Annotated in this window: 20 protein-coding genes; 8 read left to right on the plus strand and 12 right to left on the minus strand. The window is 40.4% G+C overall.

Annotated features, from left to right (window positions below):
* Positions 1–122 precede the first annotated feature (122 nt).
* Positions 123–1,118, plus strand: coding sequence for an NAD(P)H-quinone oxidoreductase (locus BMY70_RS18210; RefSeq protein ID WP_090337662.1), 996 nt, complete (start codon positions 123–125; stop codon positions 1,116–1,118).
* A 7-nt stretch (positions 1,119–1,125) separates the two neighbouring features.
* Here BMY70_RS18210 and BMY70_RS18215 read toward each other — a convergent pair whose 3' ends face one another.
* Complete coding sequence (locus tag BMY70_RS18215) at positions 1,126–1,821, minus strand: CPBP family intramembrane glutamic endopeptidase (protein WP_177197061.1); 696 nt, start codon at positions 1,819–1,821, stop codon at positions 1,126–1,128.
* Positions 1,822–2,065: 244 nt separating this feature from the next.
* On the opposite strand from BMY70_RS18215, the gene BMY70_RS18220 reads away from it, so the two are divergent.
* Entirely contained in the window at positions 2,066–2,719 is a 654-nt protein-coding gene (locus BMY70_RS18220; RefSeq protein ID WP_090337665.1) for a TetR family transcriptional regulator C-terminal domain-containing protein, read from the plus strand.
* 3 nt (positions 2,720–2,722) lie between these two features.
* Positions 2,723–4,030, plus strand: coding sequence for an ABC1 kinase family protein (locus tag BMY70_RS18225; protein WP_090337667.1), 1,308 nt, complete (start codon positions 2,723–2,725; stop codon positions 4,028–4,030).
* 56 nt (positions 4,031–4,086) lie between these two features.
* On the opposite strand, the gene BMY70_RS18230 is transcribed toward BMY70_RS18225, so the two are convergent.
* The 9 genes from BMY70_RS18230 to BMY70_RS18270 form a co-directional block, all read right to left on the minus strand.
* Positions 4,087–4,530, minus strand: a complete 444-nt coding sequence (locus BMY70_RS18230; protein WP_090337669.1) for a GNAT family N-acetyltransferase — start codon at positions 4,528–4,530, stop codon at positions 4,087–4,089.
* A gap of 112 nt (positions 4,531–4,642) precedes the next feature.
* The gene (locus BMY70_RS18235) at positions 4,643–5,800 is read right to left on the minus strand and encodes a PepSY-associated TM helix domain-containing protein (protein WP_090337670.1); all 1,158 of its coding nucleotides are present in this window, start codon (positions 5,798–5,800) and stop codon (positions 4,643–4,645) included.
* 189 nt (positions 5,801–5,989) lie between these two features.
* Positions 5,990–7,486: a hypothetical protein gene (locus BMY70_RS18240; protein WP_090337672.1), complete on the minus strand. Its 1,497-nt coding sequence runs from the start codon at positions 7,484–7,486 to the stop codon at positions 5,990–5,992.
* 6 nt (positions 7,487–7,492) lie between these two features.
* Positions 7,493–8,026, minus strand: coding sequence for an RNA polymerase sigma factor (locus tag BMY70_RS18245; protein ID WP_218148642.1), 534 nt, complete (start codon positions 8,024–8,026; stop codon positions 7,493–7,495).
* Positions 8,027–8,089: 63 nt separating this feature from the next.
* Positions 8,090–8,812 carry a hypothetical protein gene (locus tag BMY70_RS18250; protein WP_143072120.1) on the minus strand — a complete coding sequence of 241 codons (723 nt, stop codon included), beginning with the start codon at positions 8,810–8,812 and terminating at the stop codon, positions 8,090–8,092.
* Positions 8,813–8,943: 131 nt separating this feature from the next.
* Positions 8,944–9,600, minus strand: coding sequence for an alpha/beta fold hydrolase (locus tag BMY70_RS18255; protein ID WP_229209667.1), 657 nt, complete (start codon positions 9,598–9,600; stop codon positions 8,944–8,946).
* A 218-nt stretch (positions 9,601–9,818) separates the two neighbouring features.
* Positions 9,819–11,759 (minus strand): TonB-dependent receptor plug domain-containing protein, encoded by a 1,941-nt coding sequence (locus BMY70_RS18260; RefSeq protein ID WP_090337679.1) that lies wholly within the window; start codon positions 11,757–11,759, stop codon positions 9,819–9,821.
* 95 nt (positions 11,760–11,854) lie between these two features.
* Positions 11,855–12,976: an AI-2E family transporter gene (locus BMY70_RS18265; RefSeq protein ID WP_090337681.1), complete on the minus strand. Its 1,122-nt coding sequence runs from the start codon at positions 12,974–12,976 to the stop codon at positions 11,855–11,857.
* Between the two features lie 100 nt (positions 12,977–13,076).
* The gene (locus BMY70_RS18270) at positions 13,077–14,240 is read right to left on the minus strand and encodes an acetyltransferase domain-containing protein (protein ID WP_090337683.1); all 1,164 of its coding nucleotides are present in this window, start codon (positions 14,238–14,240) and stop codon (positions 13,077–13,079) included.
* Positions 14,241–14,366: 126 nt separating this feature from the next.
* On the opposite strand from BMY70_RS18270, the gene BMY70_RS18275 reads away from it, so the two are divergent.
* The 3 genes from BMY70_RS18275 to BMY70_RS18285 all read left to right on the plus strand — a co-directional run bounded on the left by BMY70_RS18275 (position 14,367) and on the right by BMY70_RS18285 (position 18,576).
* Complete coding sequence (locus BMY70_RS18275; protein ID WP_090337685.1) at positions 14,367–15,329, plus strand: cation diffusion facilitator family transporter; 963 nt, start codon at positions 14,367–14,369, stop codon at positions 15,327–15,329.
* Positions 15,330–15,449: 120 nt separating this feature from the next.
* Positions 15,450–16,796, plus strand: coding sequence for a D-arabinono-1,4-lactone oxidase (locus BMY70_RS18280; RefSeq protein ID WP_090337687.1), 1,347 nt, complete (start codon positions 15,450–15,452; stop codon positions 16,794–16,796).
* Between the two features lie 103 nt (positions 16,797–16,899).
* Complete coding sequence (locus BMY70_RS18285) at positions 16,900–18,576, plus strand: EpsG family protein (protein WP_090337689.1); 1,677 nt, start codon at positions 16,900–16,902, stop codon at positions 18,574–18,576.
* Between the two features lie 3 nt (positions 18,577–18,579).
* Here the strand turns inward: BMY70_RS18285 and BMY70_RS18290 are convergent, their stop codons facing one another.
* Positions 18,580–19,806: an RsmB/NOP family class I SAM-dependent RNA methyltransferase gene (locus BMY70_RS18290; RefSeq protein ID WP_090337690.1), complete on the minus strand. Its 1,227-nt coding sequence runs from the start codon at positions 19,804–19,806 to the stop codon at positions 18,580–18,582.
* Positions 19,807–20,384: 578 nt separating this feature from the next.
* Between BMY70_RS18290 and BMY70_RS18295 the strand changes: the two genes are divergently transcribed.
* Positions 20,385–20,612: a hypothetical protein gene (locus BMY70_RS18295; protein WP_090337692.1), complete on the plus strand. Its 228-nt coding sequence runs from the start codon at positions 20,385–20,387 to the stop codon at positions 20,610–20,612.
* Between the two features lie 204 nt (positions 20,613–20,816).
* Positions 20,817–22,352 (plus strand): carbohydrate-binding domain-containing protein, encoded by a 1,536-nt coding sequence (locus BMY70_RS18300; RefSeq protein WP_090337839.1) that lies wholly within the window; start codon positions 20,817–20,819, stop codon positions 22,350–22,352.
* Positions 22,353–22,437: 85 nt separating this feature from the next.
* Here BMY70_RS18300 and BMY70_RS18305 read toward each other — a convergent pair whose 3' ends face one another.
* Entirely contained in the window at positions 22,438–23,262 is an 825-nt protein-coding gene (locus tag BMY70_RS18305; RefSeq protein ID WP_090337694.1) for a GNAT family N-acetyltransferase, read from the minus strand.
* Between the last annotated feature and the right edge of the window lie 65 nt (positions 23,263–23,327).

A 23,327-nucleotide genomic window follows, 5' to 3' on the forward strand; every position in this document is an offset into this window, starting at 1 on the left:
AAAGTTGAAGGTGATTCTTGAAAAATTTTTCGGGGTATACAGGGAAATTTTTGGGGCGTTTTTTGGTGGAATAAATATTTCTGAGATGAAACCTTAAATGTCTAAAATGTTATAAAATTGTTATGAAAGCAGTTGTTATTACGAAGCCCGGAGGGCCGGAAGTTTTAGTGGTTGAAGATCGGCCCTTAGCGGTTTTGAAGGCTGATGAAGTTTTGATTAAAGTGCATGCCGCCGGTGTCAACCGTCCTGATGTTTTTCAGCGAAAGGGGAATTACCCGCCGCCGCCTTCTGCTCCTCAGGATATCCCGGGTCTGGAAGTAGCAGGGACGATTGAAGAATTAGGTGCTTCTGTTTCAGGATGGAAAGTGGGGGACGCTGTCTGCGCACTTTTAGCTGGTGGCGGATATGCAGCATACGTGGCTGTCAATGCTGAGCATTGCCTGCCCGTCCCCAAAGATTTCAATTTTGTCGAGGCGGCCTCTTTGCCTGAGACCATTTTCACTGTTTGGCATAATGTATTTCAAAGAGGCAAATTGAAAAAAGGCGAGAACTTCCTCGTTCATGGCGGAAGCAGCGGCATCGGTATCACGGCGATTCAGCTTGCGAAAGCTTTTGGTGCCAGGGTTTTTGCAACGGCAGGTTCTCAGGAAAAATGTGAAGCGTGTATCGAATTGGGAGCAGATTTATGTATTAATTATAAAGAACAAAATTTTGAAGAAGTACTGAAAAACGAAGGTGTTGACGTGATTCTGGATATGATCGGGGGAGATTATATTCCTAAAAATATTCGTCTGCTTAATGTGGAAGGACGGCTTGTTTTCATAAACACGATGAAAGGAAGCAAAGTAAAACATGCGCACGGCGAACCATCTGACGATGTGGATTTTAGTCTTGTTATGAAAAATCGGCTAACCATTACTGGTAGTACTTTGCGTAATCGTGATATGATTTTCAAGACTGCCCTGACAAAAGACATTTTAGAAAATGTGTGGCCGTTAATGGAAACAGGCCACTTTATGCCGGTTGTTTTTAAAATATTTCCAATGTCAGAGGCTGCAAAAGCGCATGAGTTGATGGAAAGCAGCGATCATATCGGAAAAATTGTACTTACAAACTGATGATGGATTATCGGAAACCTTTGCTGAACGTTTTTCCCGCATACCAAAGTAAGGTTACAAAAATGAAGGTGTAGAAATAAAATGCCTCGAAGTTGGGCGTATTGATCAGAACAAGATGATTGTTTCCAAATGCATGAATTAACGCTGTAAAAAAGATATTTCCGGTAATAATGTAGATAAAAAAATAAACCATTCCATAGAAAAAAGCACTCAATAGAATCGCAGGCAGGTTCGGCCAATCCGTATGATCGCGGAACAGGTAAACTGAAACATGCGAGAGTGCGAAAATGAATGACACAGCAATACCAAGTCCAATCATCTGCTGACGCGAGAAGCCTTTCTTTTCAGCATAGTGAACCGGCAAAAACCTGAAAATAAATTCTTCAATAAGTGCATTTGGAAAAGAATTAAAAAGGAAGACCAAACTGTATCTTATCAGTTTTGACTGATCTGGAAATTCAATGCCGGTATTAAAAGTACGGCGCGTCCATAGCTGTAGAAGTATCCATACCAAAAATCCCATGACGATAGCTGGTGCTATCTTTTTGAAAGAGAATAACATATGATATGGAATTTCTTTTGAGAAGGGTTGCAGGAGCTTGCGAAAAATCAGGTATTCAATGAGAATAATGACAAGACCTAAGGGGATTGCCTGTTGCCAGTTTACAAAAACTTTTTGCACCCAATCTGTAATGAAAATCAAGCCAATTGTGTTAGCAAATAGGCAGCATATTAAAATTATTCTTACCAAATCTTTAAAACGCATAGGAACGGTTTGGGAGCTGTTGATGTAAAATTTAGTTTGTTAGTTGTGTTGTAATCGGATAGTCCTCGCTTTTTGTCATGCGGGATTGTCGCCCTCTTAAAGATCAGAAAATAAGAATAGTATGCTTTTTTTCGTTTAAATTTAATGGAAATCATCGTGTAGATGAGCTAATTCAAAAAAGATGGCAACAAAGATTAAAGAAATAACAGCAGCCAGCATAACAGAAATGTATATCCATTACTGTCTGGAACATAACGAAAATCCTAAGTCGGTCTATTTATTCTGCAAAAGAAATGGAATTGTAGAAAAGGATTTTTATGCATACTTCTCATCGATTGAGGCGATTGAAAAATCGGTTTTTGTTAGTTTTCATAGACTGACGGTCGAATTGATCAACAAAAGTACGGATGTCGACGTGCTTGGCTTCAAGGATAAGTTGCTCACTTATTACTACACTTTTTTCGAGATTTTAACCGCCAACAGAAGTTATGTTGTTTTTGCATTAAAAAGCGATCGCAGCAAACTGAACGGGTTATTGAAACTGAAAGAACTGAGAGCGCATTTCAAACATTTCATTGGCGAGATAAGCCAGGGTTATCTGAAAGTAAAAAGCGAGCGGATTCAAAAAGTACAACAAAGTAGCCTGGAAGAAGGAGCATGGATTCAGTTGTTGGTGACATTGAAATTCTGGCTGGACGATGAGTCTGTGGTGTTTGAAAAAACGGATCTTTTTATTGAAAAATCACTTCGTGCAACTTTTGATCTGATCGATACCACACCGTTGGAAAGTGTGCTCGATTTTGGTAAATTTTTAATTAAAGAAAAATTGAGGTAGTTAATGGAAACAATAGACAGCATACCTACTTCGAAAATTCAGCGTGCATCCAAATTAATCTCGACTGGTGTTAAAATCGGTGGAAATTATTTGAAATACTACGGAGAGAAAATAACGAATCCAGAATCTGCGCGGGATAATCTGAATACAAACAACGCCGAAGATATCTACGATGGACTGAAAAATCTGAAAGGCAGCGCTCTGAAATTGGCGCAAATGTTGAGTATGGAAAAGAGCTTTATGCCGCAGGCTTATGTGGAAAAATTCTCTTTGTCACAGTTTTCTGTTCCACCACTTTCCGCCCCTCTGGTGATCAAAACGTTCAGGAAGTATTTTGGAAAATCCCCATTGGATCTTTTTGATACTTTCAATCCGAATGCGATTAACGCTGCTAGTATTGGTCAGGTTCATAAGGCGACTGCTGATGGAAAAGAATTGGCTGTAAAAATTCAGTATCCCGGTGTTGCAGAGAGTATAACGTCGGATCTGGCTTTGGTAAAACCCATTGCAATGAAGATGTTCAACATTCAAAGCAAGGACTCTGATAAGTATTTTAAAGAGGTTGAAACCAAGCTGACCGAAGAGACAAATTACATTCTGGAAATTGCACAAAGCAAAGAAATTGGTGAGGCATGTGCGCATATTCCAAATCTTCGCTTTCCGAAATATTACGAAGAATTTTCGTCGGAACGTGTAATCACAATGGACTGGATGACAGGAATTCACTTGTCGGAATTTGTGAAAACAAACGCTTCTCAGGAATCTTTGAATAAGATTGGACAGGCACTTTGGGATTTTTATATGTTCCAGGTTCACCAATTGCGAAAAGTACATGCGGATCCGCATCCTGGTAATTTCCTGGTTGATAAGGACAACAACTTGATTGCGATTGATTTTGGCTGCATGAAGGAGATTCCGGAAGATTTTTACACACCGTATTTCGAACTGGCTGAGAAAGAAAATATGGATGATCCGGAAATATTCAGAAGCCGGTTATTTGAACTGGAAATTCTTACAGATAAGGATACGCCAGAGGAAACTGCTTATTTTTCCAAGCTTTTCCATGAAATCCTGACTTTGTTCACGCAACCTTTCCAGTCTGAAACATTCGATTTTGCAGATGAAGTTTTCTTTGGAAAATTAGTTGAGTTGGGAGAAAAATATGCGAATGACAAGAATTTGAGAAAAATGAATGTGAACCGTGGTTCAAAACATTTTATCTATATCAACCGAACGTTTTTTGGATTGTTCAGCTTACTGCATGAACTGAAAGCGAAGGTGAGTATCAATCAATTTGTCAGCCTGACTTAGGAGATTAATAGCTATTTACTGTGCGTGATGTCTGATGGCATCGCGCACTTTTTGTTTTACAATACTTTTTTCAGACATACGCTGATTTTTAGATCATCATACTGATTGTAGTTTTCAGTAATTACATAGCCGTATTTCTGGTAAAGCTTTATGGCATGGGGCTGACCTTTTCCTGTTTCCAGTACCGCTTGCGAATATCCGAGTTCTTTTGACCAGGATTCCAGTTCTTTCAGGATTTTGGTTGCAATTCCTTTTCCTCTCTGATGATACTGAATGAACATACGCTTGATTTCAACCGTATTTTGATCGAAGATTTTGAAGCAACCGCAGCCCACTGGCAAGCCATTTTCGTATGCGAGCACAACGGTGGGAAGATTTACTATCCGGTTATATTCTTCGTAATCCGCCGGATTTGTATTGTAAATTCTGCACAATTCAATGTCCAGTTCAGTTGTTAATCCGGAAAAATCAGGATTATCACTATTCGTTCTTAGTAGCATTCTCTAATATACATCAAACGCAGCGTAAGTGAGTTTTGCGAAGCGTAATGAAGAAGAGTAGAATACCTTTCTTTAACTCTGCGTAAAATTCCCGGAACTCTGCGTTTAACTTTTAATTTTTTACAAGTTCTTCTTTTAATGCGATTCTTACCGGGCTCTTTTTTGTTTTTTTCTTTCTTCCCCACCAGATAATAAATCCGGTCACTGGCAGACTAGCCGTGATAAAGGAAATAATGAATGCCAATATTTTTCCAGGTAAACCGATAATGGCACCAATATGGATATCGTAGTTCATCCGCATAATCTTGTTTGCCAGCGTCAACTTTTCATGATAACGCCCAAAATTATGTGTCACTGGAATAGGCTGCATTGTGTATTGGTCATAATAAATGTAGTCGCACTTCCAGTATGTTCCCGCAATCGGATTGGTCACGGCTGCAATCGTTGATTTTGGAGTTTCGGGATAATGCATTTCAATAGTCTGAGCCTGGGGATTTTCAGCCATTGTTTTTTTCCAAAGAATATCTAGAACAGGAATTTCTCCGGTCGAGCCAGGCTTTCCTTTTGATTCTGCTTCATAGAACGGCGTCATTGTTTCTCCTCCGGAAGTTGCCCAATAAACACTTTTTGAAAACCATTGAAAGCCCATAATCAAACCTGTTGCGGCGATAATTAAGGCAATAGGGATGGTGTAAAAACCTAAAACATTATGCAGGTCATAATTTTTACGCCTCCATTTGGCACCCCACTTTACCGTGAAACGTTGCTTGAGAGCAGCTTTGTTTTTCGGCCACCAAAGTACCAGACCTGAAAGGAGCATGAACGCAAAAATAAGTGTTGCGGAAGCAGCAATTGGCTGTCCAATTGATGGAGGAAGCCATAAATAATAATGTCCCATCAGGATGAAACGAAAGAAATCGCTATCCATGTTCTTAACTTTCAGCACCTCGCCGGTATAAGGATTCGCGTAGGCCAGATAGTAATATTCCTCGGGCTCAAAGCTGAAATAGGTAATTACAGCCGCTGTTTTGGAGTCCGCATATTGTACGCTGTGAATTTTTTTATTCGGTAACGCTTTCTCCCCGATCACCTTAAATTCGGATGGCGGCAGAAAAGGTTTTTTCTGAGGCTCGACATACCGGTAGGATTGTGTCGCGTTTTGTATTTCTTCCTGAAAAGCATATATACAGCCAGTTACAGCAAGAATAAAAACGATAAGCCCCGAACCTAGTCCGAGCCATAAGTGGAGAAAATGTATGACTTTTTTCATGTTGAACGGTTTGATGCATAGCAACTTTTAACACGAATCCCGCCTTCGGAAGTGAACCGAGCACTAGAAGAAAGACGAACCCTGAATTGTCAGGGTTTTCAGATTTACTATTAACGTGTAATTAGTCTTAATAAGTCACAAAGCTATTGATACGTTGGATTGTATCCAAATTAAAATACAGGTCACGCGCTATTTGATAGTATACCTGAAAAAGAATTGACCGTTTAAGGTTCTCGGCGAAGATGTTGGCGTCAGAGATAGATTAGAAACTGGAATTAGGATATTTGCCCCGAGCTGGTAGCGGCCGGGTGAAAAAGTTAAACCTGTTTTAAGCATAAACAAGTTTGTATGCATATACTGGCTTATGTTTTGTTTGTTCAGGATAAGTTTGGGGCCGGGAATAATAATCCCCTGATAATTTTCATAATCATCCTGTGTAAGTGCTTTTCGAAGCGGACTGTAAGACAAACCTCCCGATGCCGTTATTTTCGGCAGCAAGCGATATTCATATTGCAAAGCTATATTGATCCCGGTTGCTTTAATTAAATTGATATTATTATGAAAAAGTGCAGAATCAGAACCAAATCTTTGAACTCTTCCGGAACCGCCATAGTAAGGCTGATTCGCATAAAAGCTTAATCTTACAAGTTGCTTTTCACTAATATCTTTACTTATCCAGATTCCGGGAATTAATAATAAATAAGGTTTGCTGGTACTGTCAGTTCCTCTAAAAATGTATTTGGTAGTGTTGAACGACGAAGCAGCATTCCATTCCAAACCTGCGTGTAACGTTTCAAAGAAAGGCTTTTTCTCTTTGGAATATTTTGTTTTTTTATGTTTTACAGGCTGATTGTAAGTGATTCGGTTTATTTTTTTTAAGAATAAATTATTAAAATGGATTGGGTTGGGAAATAATCTCTCTGTGGAAAATGTGACTCTGCTTTTTTCATTAGTTCTGATTCCTTCCGCTCGTTTCTCTTCATTATTTCCTGAATAGTAAGGTTGAAATGAGCTGTGTTCTCTTATTAGCTCGTTATTTTCAACTTTTTCTTTTCTTCTGGAATTTTTTCTCAGTTTAGTTAAAATATTACGATCCGCTTCGAAATCAGGATTAATACTTCTAGATACAGAAGATCTGCTCACTTCCGTTACTCCCTGAACAATTCGGTTACCGGCTTCGCTATGATTCTGTTCTTTATCACGGAAAGCTGGATTTGTACTAGTTAATCCTCTCGAAGAATTTAAAGTATCATTTTTTAATCGAAAATTTTCCCGATCCTCTGCGCCTGCCTTTGTTACTTCTGGTTTTAAATTTCGGGAATATTCTAAACGATCTGCTTTCTCTCCTTTAACGATGGATTCCAATTTTTTCTGTGAATTCTTAGGAATGCTTTGAGCGGGCGTCGAATTATTTACACTTGTTTTACCATCCTGCTTCACTATATTTTTTGACTTTTCTTCGGGTACCAAAAACCAGATTGCCGTTACAATGCCAATTGATGTGATGATACCTAATCCGACGTTAATAAGAAATTTCAATTTACTGATTGTTGAAATCTGCGTTTCAGGCACCGGATTCACACTTAACATATCATCCATTTTTGCCCACGCGTCGTCCGCCTGTATTTCCGGTTCAGGTAAATTACTGTTGAGGTATTTTTTGATATGTATATTTTTCTTACTCACAGTTCTTTACAGTGACTTTTCGAAAATAATCTTTAATCTGTTGCGGCTTTCGCTCAGATGCCATTTCACAGTCCCTTCTTTAATAGCCAGCGATTCTGTGATTTCTTTTACGGAAAATCCATCCAGATAAAAAAGACCGCAAATGCGCCTTGTTGCTATAGGTAACTGATTTAAATACACTTCAATATCATGGTATTCTAACTCCGTAAACGGATTTTCATTCGCTTCAAAATACATACTTTCGGTAATCTCTTCGTATTCAAAAGTTTGCGTTTTCTTGTCTCTTAATAAAGTCAATGCGGCATTTCTTACGGTTGTATACATCCAGTTGAAAAATTCTCCTTTTGCTGCATCGTATTGATGGAGATTTTTAAAAACCTTCATCATACCATTATTAATAGCGGTGACGACATCATGCTTGTCTTCAAAGAAATTTTTGCAAAGGGCGAAAAGCACAGGATAAAACTGACGATACAATTTTTCCTGGCTTTGTCGCTCTTTACGCTTGCAACCGGCTAATATTTCCTTTAAGTTCTCCAAGCTTATGCGTTAAATGCCTGCAAATCAGAAATCGCCGGCATTTGGTTACTGATTTGTTAGGTTTTACAGCGACTTTGCAGTCAGTATGACGCCAGCGGTATGTGGCCAGTTAAATTGATATTTTTCTCCCTTTCTTTCAAATGAGCCCTCATAGGTTTTGCCGTTTAAGGTGATTTCTAAACCGTAGGTGACATTCTCTTGAATAAGCCAATTAAACACAATCTTACTTTTCGCTTTTGAATTTTCTCCTGAACAATCTGCCGGAATCGTCACTCCGGCAAGATTAATCTGATAGGTGTTGCCGGTTTTACCCAAGGAGTAGGTCAGAGAATTATTGGAACAGCTATAGTCATTAGTCGACAGCGCCGTAAAGTCAATATGAAATGCGGAATCCGCGTAGGTGACTGGCGTGAGGCTAATGATGTCATCCCCCTTGATCGGCTCTAAAATATCCTGGTAAATTTCAGTTCCAACCGACACACTTAAAAAGACAGAATCCAAGGTGATACTATCTTGTGCAACAACGGTGTAGGTGCCAGCTTGGTCAAAAATAATCGTTGTATTTTCTGATCCTTTTTCGATAAAAACATATTCATTTGGCAGTACTTTCCAACGATAACTGCTGGCAGGTAATTCACTATTCAGTAAAAAATTGACCGGTTCTTTGCGTTTGATATTTGTTTCTTTGGACGCTTCAATGCCGCTTAACTTTAAGGATTTGTCCTTCTCAGTAGCAACATCAACATTGTTTCTTTCGCAAGCTACGAGCTGTAAAAGGGCGAGCAAAATGATTCCGATTACCAGTTTTCCTTGTGTCATGACTATTTGTAGTGAAGTTTAAAGAGATTAAAGACAGCTTTCGATGTCAATAAAATAAACTACAAACAGTAGTATCGAGGTTGGGTGAATAGGAAAGTTTATTTCAACTTAACACCTAATTGCTCATTCAAAATTTTGGAAATTTCCTGATATTGTGCATACACCATCAAATGCCCGCCGCCTTCAATAATAATATCCGGTTTTACAATTTTCAGTGGAATCAGCCTGTCAGCGGCCCCATGGATATGGTAGAGATTTTCGACTTTGTCCGGATGATTCCATTCACTCATACGCGCCAAAGCCCATTTCAAAAATTTACTGTCCGTGTCGTGGAGGATTTGTTTTAAAAGGGTTTTCAACTCGGGTGTGTCTGCGCCAAAATATTTATAGGTAAAAGAATTGGCAGATTTAAGAATGGGAGCTGCCAGCGGGCTAAATAGAAGAAATTTGATAAGTCCGCGGTTGAATTTTGAGATTGGGATGTTCGTTGACGTACTTGAAATAAGTATAATCTGTTCAGGGTGGACAATTTCTGAAAGTTCGGAAGCAATAATTCCACCGAAAGATAGTCCGACCAGTTGAAAAGGCTTTGTGGTATCCATCTGCGCGGTCAATCGCGCGGCATAATCATGAAGTTCCTCTTTTCTTTTTGGCGGGATCCAGTCAATATAGTGAACATCAAAACGATCATCCAGTTTTAATTTACTAAAAACTCTTTTGTCGGCTCCAAGTCCGCTCAAAAAATAAACATTCATTTTAGCGGATTTTATATTTTCCGAAAGGGAGTCTCCGTACGAAGTCAATACAGAAAAAAGAGAAAAAATGATGGACAGACGAAACATGGGAATTATTTCAATATAATATAATCGTTTTTAAACGTACGACTTTCATAGAATTAAAGATTGATTCAAAAAGAAACCGCGGGATCATTCTTAGCAAAGAACAATTCCGCGGTTTGTCTTGTTAAAAAATTTTATCTGGTAAAATTGTATTTCAAACCGCCCATTAACCATCTTCCGGGCATCTTTGAGCCAAGCAAATCGCTGTATTTTGTATCACCGAGGTTGTCTGCCTGAACAAAAGCAGACAGTGTTTTCGGAAGAATCGAGTATTCAGCTTTTGCGTTTAGCACAAAATACGCTCGGGAAATGGTTGCTTCAATGGCGGTAGCTTCACGTTTTGCACGATTTTTATAAATCCCGTTGACGCTAATAGAAAAGTTTGAGATCTGATATAACACAGAGAAATTACCCAAAAATCTGGCGTGAGATGAAATGTAAAAAGAAGGCGTCGCCTCGCTGCTTTCGCTGTTCAGCCAGGTAAGGCCTGTGGTCAGCCAGATTTTCTGACTATTTGTTAATGTTTTCGCATACTGAAAATCGAGTTCTGCTCCGGTTGTATTGACGCTTGCGACATTTTTTGCTAAGCCGTAAATTCCGTTTGGGGACAGGTTATCTTTTCTTGGCATCTGTGCATAAGGCGTTGATGTGTAATCGATAAGATTATCCTGGCGACGTTGAAAAAAGGTCCCTGAAATCTTGAAGTCTGAAAGAAACCAGTCTGCGCCAGCCTCGTAGCTAAATGAACTTTCTGCTTTCAATGATGGGTCACCAACGCTGCTTCCGTTGCTGACGATAGGTTTGTTGTAATTATTGTAACGCTCCGTAAAATCAGCATCCCGAATGGTTTTTCCCGCACTTCCGCGCAACTGCCAGTGCTCTTGTTTATAGGAAATATTAACCTGAGGGACTGCTTCGGTTCCAATATTTTCCCGCCAGTCAAAGCGGATCGATGGACTTATGGTAAAGGACTCTCCGATTCGTTGCGACAATGTAACGAATGGTGCCAGCTGATTAATCGAGTGGTTTCCGCGGTCATTGGAAGCAATGTTTTTGTTTTGAAAATTAAGTCCGGCAACAAGGGTTGTGCTGTTTGTCAGGATCTGCTGCCAGGTCAGTAAACCTTGCCATAACTTTGATTTGCTATTATTGCGGATTGATGTAGAATTAAACAGATATTGATCCTGAACAAATTTGTAGCCCGCATCAAATGAAAACGCTGATTTTCCTTTTTTATAACCAAATTTAATCTGGTTCCAGAAAGTTTTTACTTGTTCATCCGCGGTATCTGCTCTGGAGGTCGTGTAGAAATTTTGAGCAGAAAAATCCCTGTGGTCAAAAGACGAGCGCAAGGCCACATTCCATTCGGGTGACAACGCATAGTTAGCTGAGAGAGACAAAGTGTTATTATGAAAATAACCGTTGGTACCCCTTTGCTGAACGCCGTCAGCATTATTGGATACGCCGCCAATAGAAGCTGCGAATTTATCACGTTGAATAAAAGCGCCGGCATTCGCGCCAAAAAATCCATACTGGCCTCCGCTTAAAGATCCGGTTACGGCAGTTTTATGATTATTGGATTCCTCTTGCGCTGCCGCAATTTTTGCTGCAAAAGTTTTTGATATAACATTGATAACACCACCCACTGCCTCAGAACCATAAATTGCAGAAGATGCACCTTTTAAGACTTCAATGCGCTCGATCTCTGATGGCGCGATTGGGATATAACTGCTGAAATGACCTGTGTTGGGATCATTCAATCTTAATCCATCCAGGATAACCAGAACCTGCTGATATGTTCCTCCCCGCAGGACAATGTCACTTTGTGAACCCATCGGGCCGCGCGCCTGCATTTCGACACCAGGCACATAACGTAACAAATCATCAATGCTGTGAACAGGAAGATTTTGGAAATAATCTCCTTTGATTACCGCGATATTACGTCCCGATTCGGACGCGCGTTTTTCAATTAATGAGGAGGTAACCGTTACAGGGTCAAGCGAAATTTCCTGTGCCTTTAAAACGTGAACCGTGAAAAACAAGAAAAAAGAAATGTAGAGTTTTGACAATTTCATGAACAATCAATTTTGATACTGGCTGCAAAAGTATCGTCTCTCCGGACTGTCCATCTGCTCCGGTTTTGAGATATAAGGTAGTCCGGTAACATTGGCTATTCCGCAGGATCATCCGTGAGCTCTCTTTTTTTCTTTTTTACAAGCCTGAAAAGGGTGCCCTTTTCTTCTTCCGGCGTTTGATCTCCCAACAATATTCCCCAGGCTTCCAGTCCTTCCACACGATCGAAAATTACTTTCAGCATCGCTATTGCCGGGATGGACAGAAACATACCGGAAACGCCTGCCAGCGCACCTCCAACTAATACTCCGATAATGGACACCAATGCGTTGATCCGAACTTTTGAGCCAATAACCAAAGGAACAAGGAAATTATTATCTACAAACTGGACTGCTAAAAAGATACCGACAACGCCCAGGATTGTGTCAATTTCAGGATGGCTGATAAAGGTGACAAGCATCGCAAGTACTGTAGCAACAAGACCGCCGATGTAGGGTACCAGGTTTAAAATTGCAGCCATGATGCCTAATAAAATTGCATACTGAACATTTAAAATTAATAACCCGACACAATTTAAAACTGCAACGCAGGTTGTTTCGAGCAACAATCCCACCATGTAACTTTGAATAATAGCTTTAATCTCATGTAATACTTCGGTCACTTTTGCCTTGTGTTTTTGTGTAAAAAGCACAATCATAAAATGTATCAGCATTGCACGGTAATAAAGCAAAAGGAAAATGTAAATGGGAAGGAGGATCAAAGTTCCGAGCGGGCCGGTTACAACGCCCAGCGTTTCTCCTCCTTGAAAATTTTCAAGGGTTTGAGTCTGGGCTTTTTGGATATACTGATCTTGCTGACGATAACTGAGACTATACTCCCGCCGGATCCACCGGCGAATTTCGCGATAGGTATCATTGATATTCTTTTTAAGTTTTGGCAGTTCGTCAGAGAAATCAGCGAGCTGCATGGACAGCAAAACAGTTACGCCGGCTACGAGTAAAATTGCCAGGGTAACGGCCATGCTGATTGCTAAAACTTTCGGGAAGCCCCTGCGCATCAACCAGCCTTCGACAGGATGAAGTAAAACTGCAATGAGCCCCGCCATGGCCAGCGGAACAATAATGTCTTGTCCGAGATAGATGGCAAGGGTGATCAGTGCCAGCGCGATCAGCGTATGTGAAAGCTGGTGGTAAAATGGCCGGGGCGCAAGAGAACTCATAAAAGGTACAGTAAAATCAGATCGATTAGTTTGGATTATTTTTAAGGTAGTAAAAATAATCCAGCAATTATCGTTGGCAATAAAATGGCTGGTTTCGGAATTATATGTAACGCAGCCATTTTTTCTCTCTATGCGCCGCCTTGTAGCCATTGTACCATCTACATAACGGATACAAGGTTATTACCACAAATGCCCAGATCATGTAAATGTAAGGAAGCTCAACACCGGAATTAGCCGGCGGACGCCCAAATTGAAAAGCGCCGAAAGGAAGTTCTTTCCAGGTAAATCCTTGGTAAAACATTAGCAGAAACATGAGGGAATGGATAAGGTACCAATGCAGAATGTAATAGAACAAAGGTACTTTTCCATAAACTGAAACAATGGATACCAGTCGGTTTCGTACGCCATCCGCAGCCGCAAGCGTTAAAAACATAATTCCCAAAGTCAACGATGTATAGAGCAGCGATGGCGGATATTTGAATATGCTGATGAAAGACAAAAATGTGAAAAGCGGAGTTTTCTGGGATTTCCAGGGGATAGGATCACCATAAAAATTGGCAAACCGAAGAATGACAAAAAAGGCAAGTACGTATAATCCAGTCAAAAATAAAGTCTTTCGTCTTTTACTTTCTTCCAGTAAAAATAGCTGTCCGCAGGCATAACCCGTCAGCATGATCCCGAACCATGGAATAAACGGATAAAGAACGGCAAAGGTAAAATTTGGTGTCACCGGAAAAACATCCAGCCTGAACAAAAATGCCCAAAAAATACGCAAAGTAGTGCTGTCATTAAAACTGACACTTTGCAGTAAATTATGGCCCAAGATGATAATCAGGCCAATGATACCAATTATTTTGGACGACAGTTTCAGCATAAGAGAAAGGCAGATCAGGCCAAGTCCGATCGCTCCGATTACCTGAAAAACCATCATTCTGAATTTGATATCAGCCCAAAGCCCAAGCGTAATCACTGTGAATTCCAGCAAGATCAGCCACAAACCACGGCTGATCAGAAATTTTCTGCCAGCCTGAATATCAGTGCTGTTTTTTAGAGAAATATAAGCGGAAGTTCCGGACAGAAACACGAAAGTTGGCGCGCAGAGATGTGTGATCCATCGCGTTAGAAACAGGCCCGCCGTAGTTGTTTCCAGATTTGTCGGATCCTGAGTTAATGCCGTCGTATGCATAAGGTCCCGGACGTGGTCCAAAGCCATAATAATCATGACCAAACCGCGCGTAAAATCAATGGAATCAATACGTTTCATATCCGGAAGTGATTGCTTTCATACTAAAAGTATAAAATTAGAAAGTTTACTGAATGTAAGAAAACTACACTGGTACAGTTCTTTTTAAGCTTTTGAAAACGTATACTATTCACTCCATAACTTTGAATGGCCGAACAATCCAAACTTCCTATCTATGGCGCGCTGGGTGCCAACTTTGGTATTGCTATAATTAAATTTATCGCCGCTTCTGTGACCGGAAGTTCGGCAATGCTTTCCGAAGGTATTCACAGTACAGTTGATTCAGGTAATGAATTACTTTTGCTTCTTGGGATCAGCAAGAGCAAAAAACCGGCCGACCGAAATCATCCTTTTGGACACGGCAAGGAGCTTTATTTTTGGTCCCTAATCGTAGGTATCCTGATTTTTGCGCTCGGTGGCGGAATGTCGATGTATGAAGGGATTACCCACATCCGGCATCCGGAACAACTTAAAGATCCTAAATGGAATTATATTGTACTGAGTTTTTCCATGGTTTTTGAAGGCGCATCACTGTTTATTGCTGTCAAGAAATTTAACGAACAAAAGGGCGCAGGTTCGTTTTGGGGAGAGCTTAGAGCAAGCAAGGACCCGTCTCTATTTGCTGTAATTTATGAAGACACCGCCGCCTTAGCCGGGCTGATAACTGCATTTCTGGGCGTGTTTCTGGGTCACTATTTTAATAATCCCCTTTTCGACGGACTCGCGTCTATTATTATTGGTGTTATTCTGGCAGTGGTGGCCGTTATTATGGTAATCGAAAGTAAAAAGTTGCTGGTCGGCGAAAGTGCGGAAAGCAATACGGTGAAAGGAATTTACGAATTGGTAAACAAAGATGCCGATGTTTCAACCGTTTATTATCCGTTGACGATGCACCTTGCGCCGAATGAAATTCTCCTGGCACTTGACGTACAATTTCGGACTGATATCAGCCTTACAGACTTAGTGGAAGCAATTAGCAGAACGGAAAACAATATCCGGGGCGCCTATCCGGACGTAAAAAGAATATTTATCGAGGCAAGAAATCTTGCAAAATCAGGTGAGCAAATTTCCAGAGAATATCGGAAAAGAGAGGAGCAGGAGGAAGATTGAGAACGTATCTGATCAGCTGTCAAAATAAATTGATTGTATTGTGATAAAATTCAATTAATTTGTAATTAAATCATATTTGAGATATTCGTTGTTTTCTCTGATTATGTCCAAATTATTGAAATGAAGAAAAGAACTTTTATTAAATTATCTTCCGCTTTAATGGCAGCTCCCTTATTTTCTCCTTTAACAGGCTGGGCGACTGGTGAAAAATTAAAAAACTGGGCAGGCAATCTTGAATACAGCACGACCAGATTATATCAGGCAAAAACGTCGAATGATGTACAGGATTTTGTAAAAAAGCATCCAAAATTCAAAGTGCTTGGTACACGGCATTGTTTCAATAAAATTGCGGACAGCAAGGATGAATTCATTTCCATCACGCAGGCAGACGAAGCGATCGAAATTGCTTCCGATGGAAAAACTGTTACCGTAAATGCGGGTATTAAATATGGCCAGTTGAGCCCTTATCTTGATAAAAAAGGTTTTGCGCTTCATAATCTGGCGTCTTTGCCGCATATTTCTGTGGCCGGAGCCTGTGCAACTGCAACGCATGGTTCAGGAGAAAAAAGTGGAAATCTGGCAACTGCTGTTTCAGGATTCGAAATGGTTGCCGGAACGGGAGAGATTGTCAAACTTTCGAAAGAAAAAGACGGCGAGAGATTTCTGGCCGCGGTGGTTAATCTGGGTGCGTTGGGGGTTGTAACAAAAATGACACTCGATATCCAGCCGACATTTGAAATGAACCAGTTTGTCTACGAGAATCTTCCGATGGCTCAGTTGAAAGATAATTTCGATGCGATTGAAAGCAAAGGATATAGTGTCAGCCTTTTTACAAACTGGCAAAGCCTTGATATTGCAGAAATCTGGGTTAAAAGAAAAATACAAAAAGGAGAAATGTATAAGCCGGACACCGAGCTTTTCGGTGCCAGACTGGCGACAAAAAATTTGCATCCGATTCCTGAATTATCTGCGGAAAACTGTACCGAACAAATGGGCGTTCCGGGACCTTGGTATGAAAGGATGCCACATTTTAAAATGGGGTTCACCCCAAGCAGCGGAAAAGAATTACAATCAGAATTTTTTGTTCCAAGGAAAAATGCAGTTGAAGCGATCATGGCTATTTCCCGTCTGGCAGATCAGGTAGGCCCACATTTACTGACTTCTGAAATACGGACTATCGCCGCAGATAATTTCTGGATGAGCCCGTGCTACAGGCAAGATAGCGTCGCGATACATTTTACCTGGAAACAGGACTGGCCGGCCGTTAGTAAATTATTGCCTGTTATCGAAAAAGAACTGGCTCCGTTTAATGCGCGGCCACACTGGGGGAAACTTTTTACGATGACTCCTGCTAAACTTAAAACTTTGTATGAGAAATTGCCTGATTTTCAAGAAATAGCAAAAGAATATGATCCAAACGGGAAATTCCGTAATGGATTTTTAGATACATATGTGTACCAGATTTAGGTATAAATAACCCACTAGCAACGAACCAATTATTGGATTAGGAGTAATGGTGCCGGATTTGTTTCGGCACTGCAATTTTTTTGTCTAACTAAAATTGCCCGTTATGATTTCTCTTTATACTCGTTCGGTGGCACTAATTTTTCTGCTGCTTGTTCCTGTTATCACGTTTGGTATCTACGTTTGGGAAAACGCAGTCAATATGCCTTATGCAGACGATGAGGCCTTGCTTTTCACACTTAACTATATTTATGAACATCCCGAAGGGCTGCTTCGCAGTCTGATTCAACAACATAACGACCACCGGATTTTCTTCTCCCGGCTGGCAGGCGTTGTGATTAATTTCTTTTCGGGAACCATGAATTTTAGAACCATGATCATATTCGGTTATCTGAATTTGATCCTGCTCGGTCATTCGTTTTTCCTGATTTACAGATCTTTCCGGAAAGACTATTTGTTCTTTTTGCCTGTTTCTATTCTTTTGTTTTCGCCTATTGTTTATTGTACCCAGCTTTGGAGTATCACGGCTTTTGAACAAACCCTGTCAATCGCATTTTCTTTGTACAGTCTTTATTTTTTACAGCTGGAAAAAATAAAAATGTGGTACGTTTCCATACCGTTCGCAATCGCTGCGACAATGGCAAATCTGGATGGTATGAGTGTGATTCCGATTGCACTTTTCTGGCTTATCATACAAAAGAGAAAGAAGGAAAGTCTGATTTTTGGTCTGTTCTCAATTGTGTATTGTTATGTTTTTTTTCTGGGATTCAGATTTTCATCCGCGTCTCATTTTCCTCCTGTTTCTCAATTTTTGAGTGTTGTATTGAAAGGGTTTGTTGCTCTTTCGGGTTCCATAGTCAAGGTTTTATCTGATTCGCACGGATATCAGATGGCCCTTATTGCGGGCGCATTTATTTTGCTTGTGTATATCTTTTTTACGGCCCTCAAATTTTACAAGGTGTCCGGAAGGCAGGGGACCAAATATCAGATCAATCTTACTGAGATATGTTTTTTCAAAGTTCTGGCTTGTGTTTTGATGATCGCTCTCGGACGGTCCGGTGACGATGCTGAGAGCATTTTATCAATACGTTTTCAAATATATTCAGCCAGCATTTTTGTGATGTTTTACTTATTTATACTGAATAATCTTAAACAGATCAAACTCGAAAAGTTATTTTTTCTGTCATTTTTGATTGCAACGATCATGTTAAATCTTCTGGCTTACACGAAGTATAAAAATGCAGTGAGGGTGCACAATGATGAATTGATCGTCGACAGCTATAATTATCCCGTGCACGGTATTTTTTTGCATCAATACATACCAACTCCTGATCCGGAAGCGGATTTTTATGATCATTACAGATTTCCGGTATTTTTTGAAAAAGCAATGATTTCAAATTGGATTCAGCAGCTCCAAATGCAAAAGGAACAAATCAAAGCTTCGTTTAAATCAGAAACAGTAAAAATCTCACCTGATTTTCCAGGCAGTTTGTATCCGATCGTCCGCATTGAACTTAGCAATTTACCCGCCGTGATTCCTCGACGGGAAATTTATTTGGTCTTGTTTGATAAAAATAAAAAGACTTTTATGGTAGCCGTTAAGCCACCAAACTCAGGCTGGTTTAATCTCTTTTTTGGAAAAAATAGGCAGGGAAGTTTTTTATCCGCGGCTTTCCCTAAAAAAATGGCGGGCGATCTTTATGATGTTGCCTTATGCTGGACTAGTGATAATATTCCTCACAGTCTGTTAGTTGCGAGGAATATAACCTTTAATCCGAAATAGCTGTTACTTAATTCTTTCGAGAAGCGCCATATAAAATCCGTCGTAACCTTCATCGGCCGTAGACGTGCGGCGTTCATCAATTAATCTCCATTTATCACCAAATTCCATCACAAAACGCGTTACCTGATTTTCGGACTCGGAAGGCAGCAAGCTGCACGTGGCATAAACCATTTTTCCACCCCGTTTCACCATTTTGGAATAAGTACTCAGAATATGCCATTGGGTATTTCTGATTGTTGCAAGGAAAGTTGGCTGCAACTTCCACTTCGTATCAGGGTTTCGACGTAAAACGCCCAGTCCTGAACAAGGCACATCCAGCAAAAGCCGGTCCGCTTTGTCAATGAGTTCTTTAATGGTTTTTTCTGACTTGATCACGCCGGTTGAAAGAATCTTAACTCCGTTTCTTGTCGCACGTTTTTGAAGTTCTTCCAGTTTATAATTTTCAATGTCGAGTGAAATAATATTGCCTTTGTTTTCCAGTATTGCAGCGATTTGAAGTGTTTTGCCGCCAGCTCCCGCACATGCGTCGATCACTGTCTGGCCTGGGTGAAGATCCATAAAAGGCGGAATAAGTTGCGAACCAGCATCTTGAACCTCGAAAAAACCTTTTTTGAAACCTTCCTGTCCGGCAACATTTTGTCTCTTTTTCAGTACTAAGGCGTTCGGGATTTCAGGAACTGTTTCAATTTTGTCCTCTCCAAAAATTGAAATAACTGATTTTAAATCCGATTTCAAAGTATTGACGCGCAGCACAAAAGGAGCCTGATGGTTCAGTGCAGTTATCTCTTTTTCCCATTTATCTCCCAATTCTTTTTCGCCGACTTCATCCATCCAATCAGGAATCGATTGTGCAATTTTTCTGGTTTTTAAACCTTCCTTGTATCGAATTAAAACTTTTTCCAGATCGATATCAGCAAATTCTTCCCAGTCTGGTAAAATGTTGTCAGTTTCAAGTTGAAGATGTTCCGGCTTTATGATTTGCCAGACGCCAACAATTTTCCAGAAATCTGCTGACTGTGTTACCTTTTCCAAATGCGCCGAAAACTTTATCAGTCTCCACCAGCGAACGATTTCGTAAATATTTTCAGCAAGAAAAGCCCGGTCACGCGCTCCCCATTTTGGGTTCGATTTCAGTAATCTTTCGACCACACGATCCGCTTGCTGCTTATCGGAAAAAATGTGTTGCAAGGATTGAACCGTTGCTTCTATAAGTCCTTTGTATAATTTCAAAATGAAAACAGACAGAGTTGTCCGTAATTAAGTTTTAACACGATCAACAACGTTCATGTTATTGGAAGCAAAGTTCGGGAAAGTTTTTGAGAGTTACAGCTTTGTAAGGATAACTGCAATTTCAAGTGCTTTGTTTAATGAATACTTATTATTCTTCATTAGTCAGAAATGAAATTTCTCGCAGTGGTATCAGAAAATCTAAAATTTGTGAACTGAATTCTTTCTAACATTGATTTGATAGTCACAAGAATTCCTGAACGTTTTGCCTTCGAAAAAAAACGCGGTCCCGGTGATTCGTAGGTTTAATTTTGAGCAACTTTTCTGCCTTTGTTGTCGCCGGTATCACTATTCAGAGATTTCTGAAAGCGGATATTTTTGACAGCTCTAACAGGAGTCCATTCAGGCAATTCATGGCCAAATTCAGTAGCAACAGTGGTTATTGTAACTACATGTCAAATAATTCTTGAAAGATAGTTATCTCATTAATCTTAACATGTGCTCACCTGTCTTTCACGAGCCAAGGCAAAGCTCTGGCACCCTTTTTGATCAAAAAATTTATAACCATTTCTCAATTTACCATGGAAAATATAAGTATGCCGGCAGATCATGAAAAAGTTCTTTTTACGGATCAAAACGGAACACGCCACGAAGGTGTTTACAGAAAAGTTTTAAAGGCATTTGTTGATACTGAAAACGGAAAAGATCCGGAAGATATTAACAACATATATCTTGAAGACCGCATTGTGGATTGGAAATATGTACATAAAGACAAAAATCTTGATCCGGATGTAATGGTTATTCTGTAAAATTAATTGCGCCGGAAAACAATTGCTTTTCGGCGTTTTTGTTTTCTTGAAATTTTGCCCGGTGTTTTGCGTCAAAGCTTGATATGTTAGCGTAATAGTGTTTAGAAACAGTATAATTCGCAGACACCAGCTAAAAATTTAAAGATGATTTTCAATTCCAAGTTTAAAAATACTCTCAGAGTATTTCAACTGCCTGTCGTCCCAATGTTTCAGAATATATGTCTGGGCATTGTCAAAATCTTAATTATCGTCGTACTGGCTTCCTGTTCAAAGGAAAAGGAGGACGAAATAATAGGAGAGGATGGAAACGGCGAAACAAGTACCTCTCTTGTTATTGACAGTACGACGGTTTCAAAAGGGACGGTGGAAGGGAACACAGGGACGGCTGCCAATGAGGAGGATATTTTAGCGAATTCGACATTTTCAACAACGGTAACAATTGCTTTTGGAAATACGGTAACAATCACTAATCCTCTGACAGAAAGCGGAGTAATGGTTACGGAGACAAATGGGGACGTAGTCATAACTTCAACAGCCTCTGAAGTAGCATATGAACTTTCCGGGACGACAACCAATGGTTCTGTAAAAATTTACAGTGATAAAAAATACAAACTTACCTTGAACGGCGTAAACATCACAAATACCGATGGGCCGGCTCTTAACCTGCAATCGAAGAAAAGGGTATTTTTGGTTTTAGCAGATAATACCTCCAGTACACTTACCGACGGAGCAACGTATACAGCCAATGGTGAGGAAGATATGAAGGCTGCTTTATTCAGCGAAGGACAATTAATTTTTAGCGGAAATGGAAGTTTGAGCCTTAAAGGAAACTATAAACATGCGATTTGCAGTGACGAATATGTTCGGGTAATCACTGGAAATATCACCGTGACCAGCGCTAAATCGGATGGAATCCATACAAACGATGCCTTTATTTCTGATGGAGGAACGGTTGCAATAACAGCTTCCGGAGATGGCATACAGGTCGAAGAAGGTTATATTGTAATTAATAATGGCACTTTCAACATCAACGTGGTCGACAAAGGAATTGCGGCTTCCTGGGATACAGATGCAACAATCGATCCTTATCTGACAATCAATGGAGGAACAATTACCGTCAATTCTTCGGCAGGTGAAGGGATTGAAAGCAAAAGTATTCTCACGATCAATAATGGGACAATCGTAGTAAAGACGGCAGATGACGGATTGAACGCCGGAACATTTATTTACATCAACGGTGGAAATATTTACGCATACAGCAGTTCAAATGACGGTATCGACTCCAATGGAATGTTAACAGTAACAGGAGGAAAAATTGTCTCCGTCGGCGCCGGATCGCCCGAGGAAGGCTTTGACTGTGATCGTAATACGTTTAAAATCACCGGAGGGGTTTTGGTTGGAATAGGTGGCGCGACGAGTTCACCAACGGCGAGTGTGAGCACGCAGGCGTCAGTCATTTTGGGTGGCGGAACTGCAAATCAGTTGCTTAGTATCCAGTCGGGTGATGCCGCGGAGACACTTACTTTCCTGATTCCTCGGACTTTTACAACGATGTTATTTTCAAGTCCAAAGTTGAAGGTAAGCACAACTTATAAAATATTTACCGGCGGAAGTGTGGCTGGCGGTTCAGCGTTTAACGGTTTATATACCAGTGGAATCTATTCCGGAGGAACGCAGTCTTCTACCTTTACAACCAGCAGCATGGTTACGAAAGTAGGCGGCAGCAACGGCCCGGGTTGATCAATGTATCAGGTCGTAGGTATGGATTCTGAAAATATTCTTTCATACCTACGACACCTTTGAAGAACATGACAAAACGGCCTGGCTATTTACGTCGGATCGTTTTGTTCATTCCAAATGCTTTTGAAAAGCCAATCTGGCTGTAAAAACCCGCAAGATTCTCACCGGTAAAAAGTCCGACCATCGCTCCGTCCTGACCGTTACTGTCAAGCCACCCGGATAAGCGCCGCATTATTGCAGTACCGACACGCTGTTTCTGAAAGTCAGGATGAACCATAACATCTTTTACATAGTAGAAACTGGAATTGTCTCCCAAAAGAAACGCGCAACCTATCGCCTCTCCGGTAAGGGTATTCTCTGCAACCACTGCAAATATTAGTTTGGAAAGTTGATCTGCGATCGTTTCGTCTGTTACGGCGGATGACCACCCGACTGACTTTATCAACTTTTTATATTCTTCCACCGACGGCACTCTGTCCACAATTTTAATCTGATCCGGGAATTGATTTTTACCTGGTTCCCGATCGGTAATAGCGGATGAAAAACTTACATAATAGCCGTTTATTTCTTGGATAACATACTGAGACATGCCCCATGGTTTATTTTCAATCGGCATTATTATATTCACATTTTTCTCTTGGTGAAATAGGTACAACGCTTGCAGATTTTTAACTTTGATCCAGATGGAGTTGCCTTTTGAAACGGATGCAAGCTGCGGATTTAACGTAAATTGAATAAATACATCGTTCCAGTAAACGCCCCCGTGATCAGGCGGATCTCCCCACGTCCACATTTGTGGAAATCCGAGTATTTCATGCCAGTAGGCCAGAGTCTCCGTGATATTTTTAACAGCGAGAACAGGCTCTGCGTGTAGAAAAACGGGCTGGGAATCTAAATCCTGGTTCTCCATGTTCAAGAAAATTAGAATGTACTGTAATTTAATTTTTTTTGGTCTGATATGGAAAAATCTGGCTT

The organism is Dyadobacter koreensis, assembly GCF_900108855.1.
GTDB lineage: Bacteria > Bacteroidota > Bacteroidia > Cytophagales > Spirosomataceae > Dyadobacter > Dyadobacter koreensis.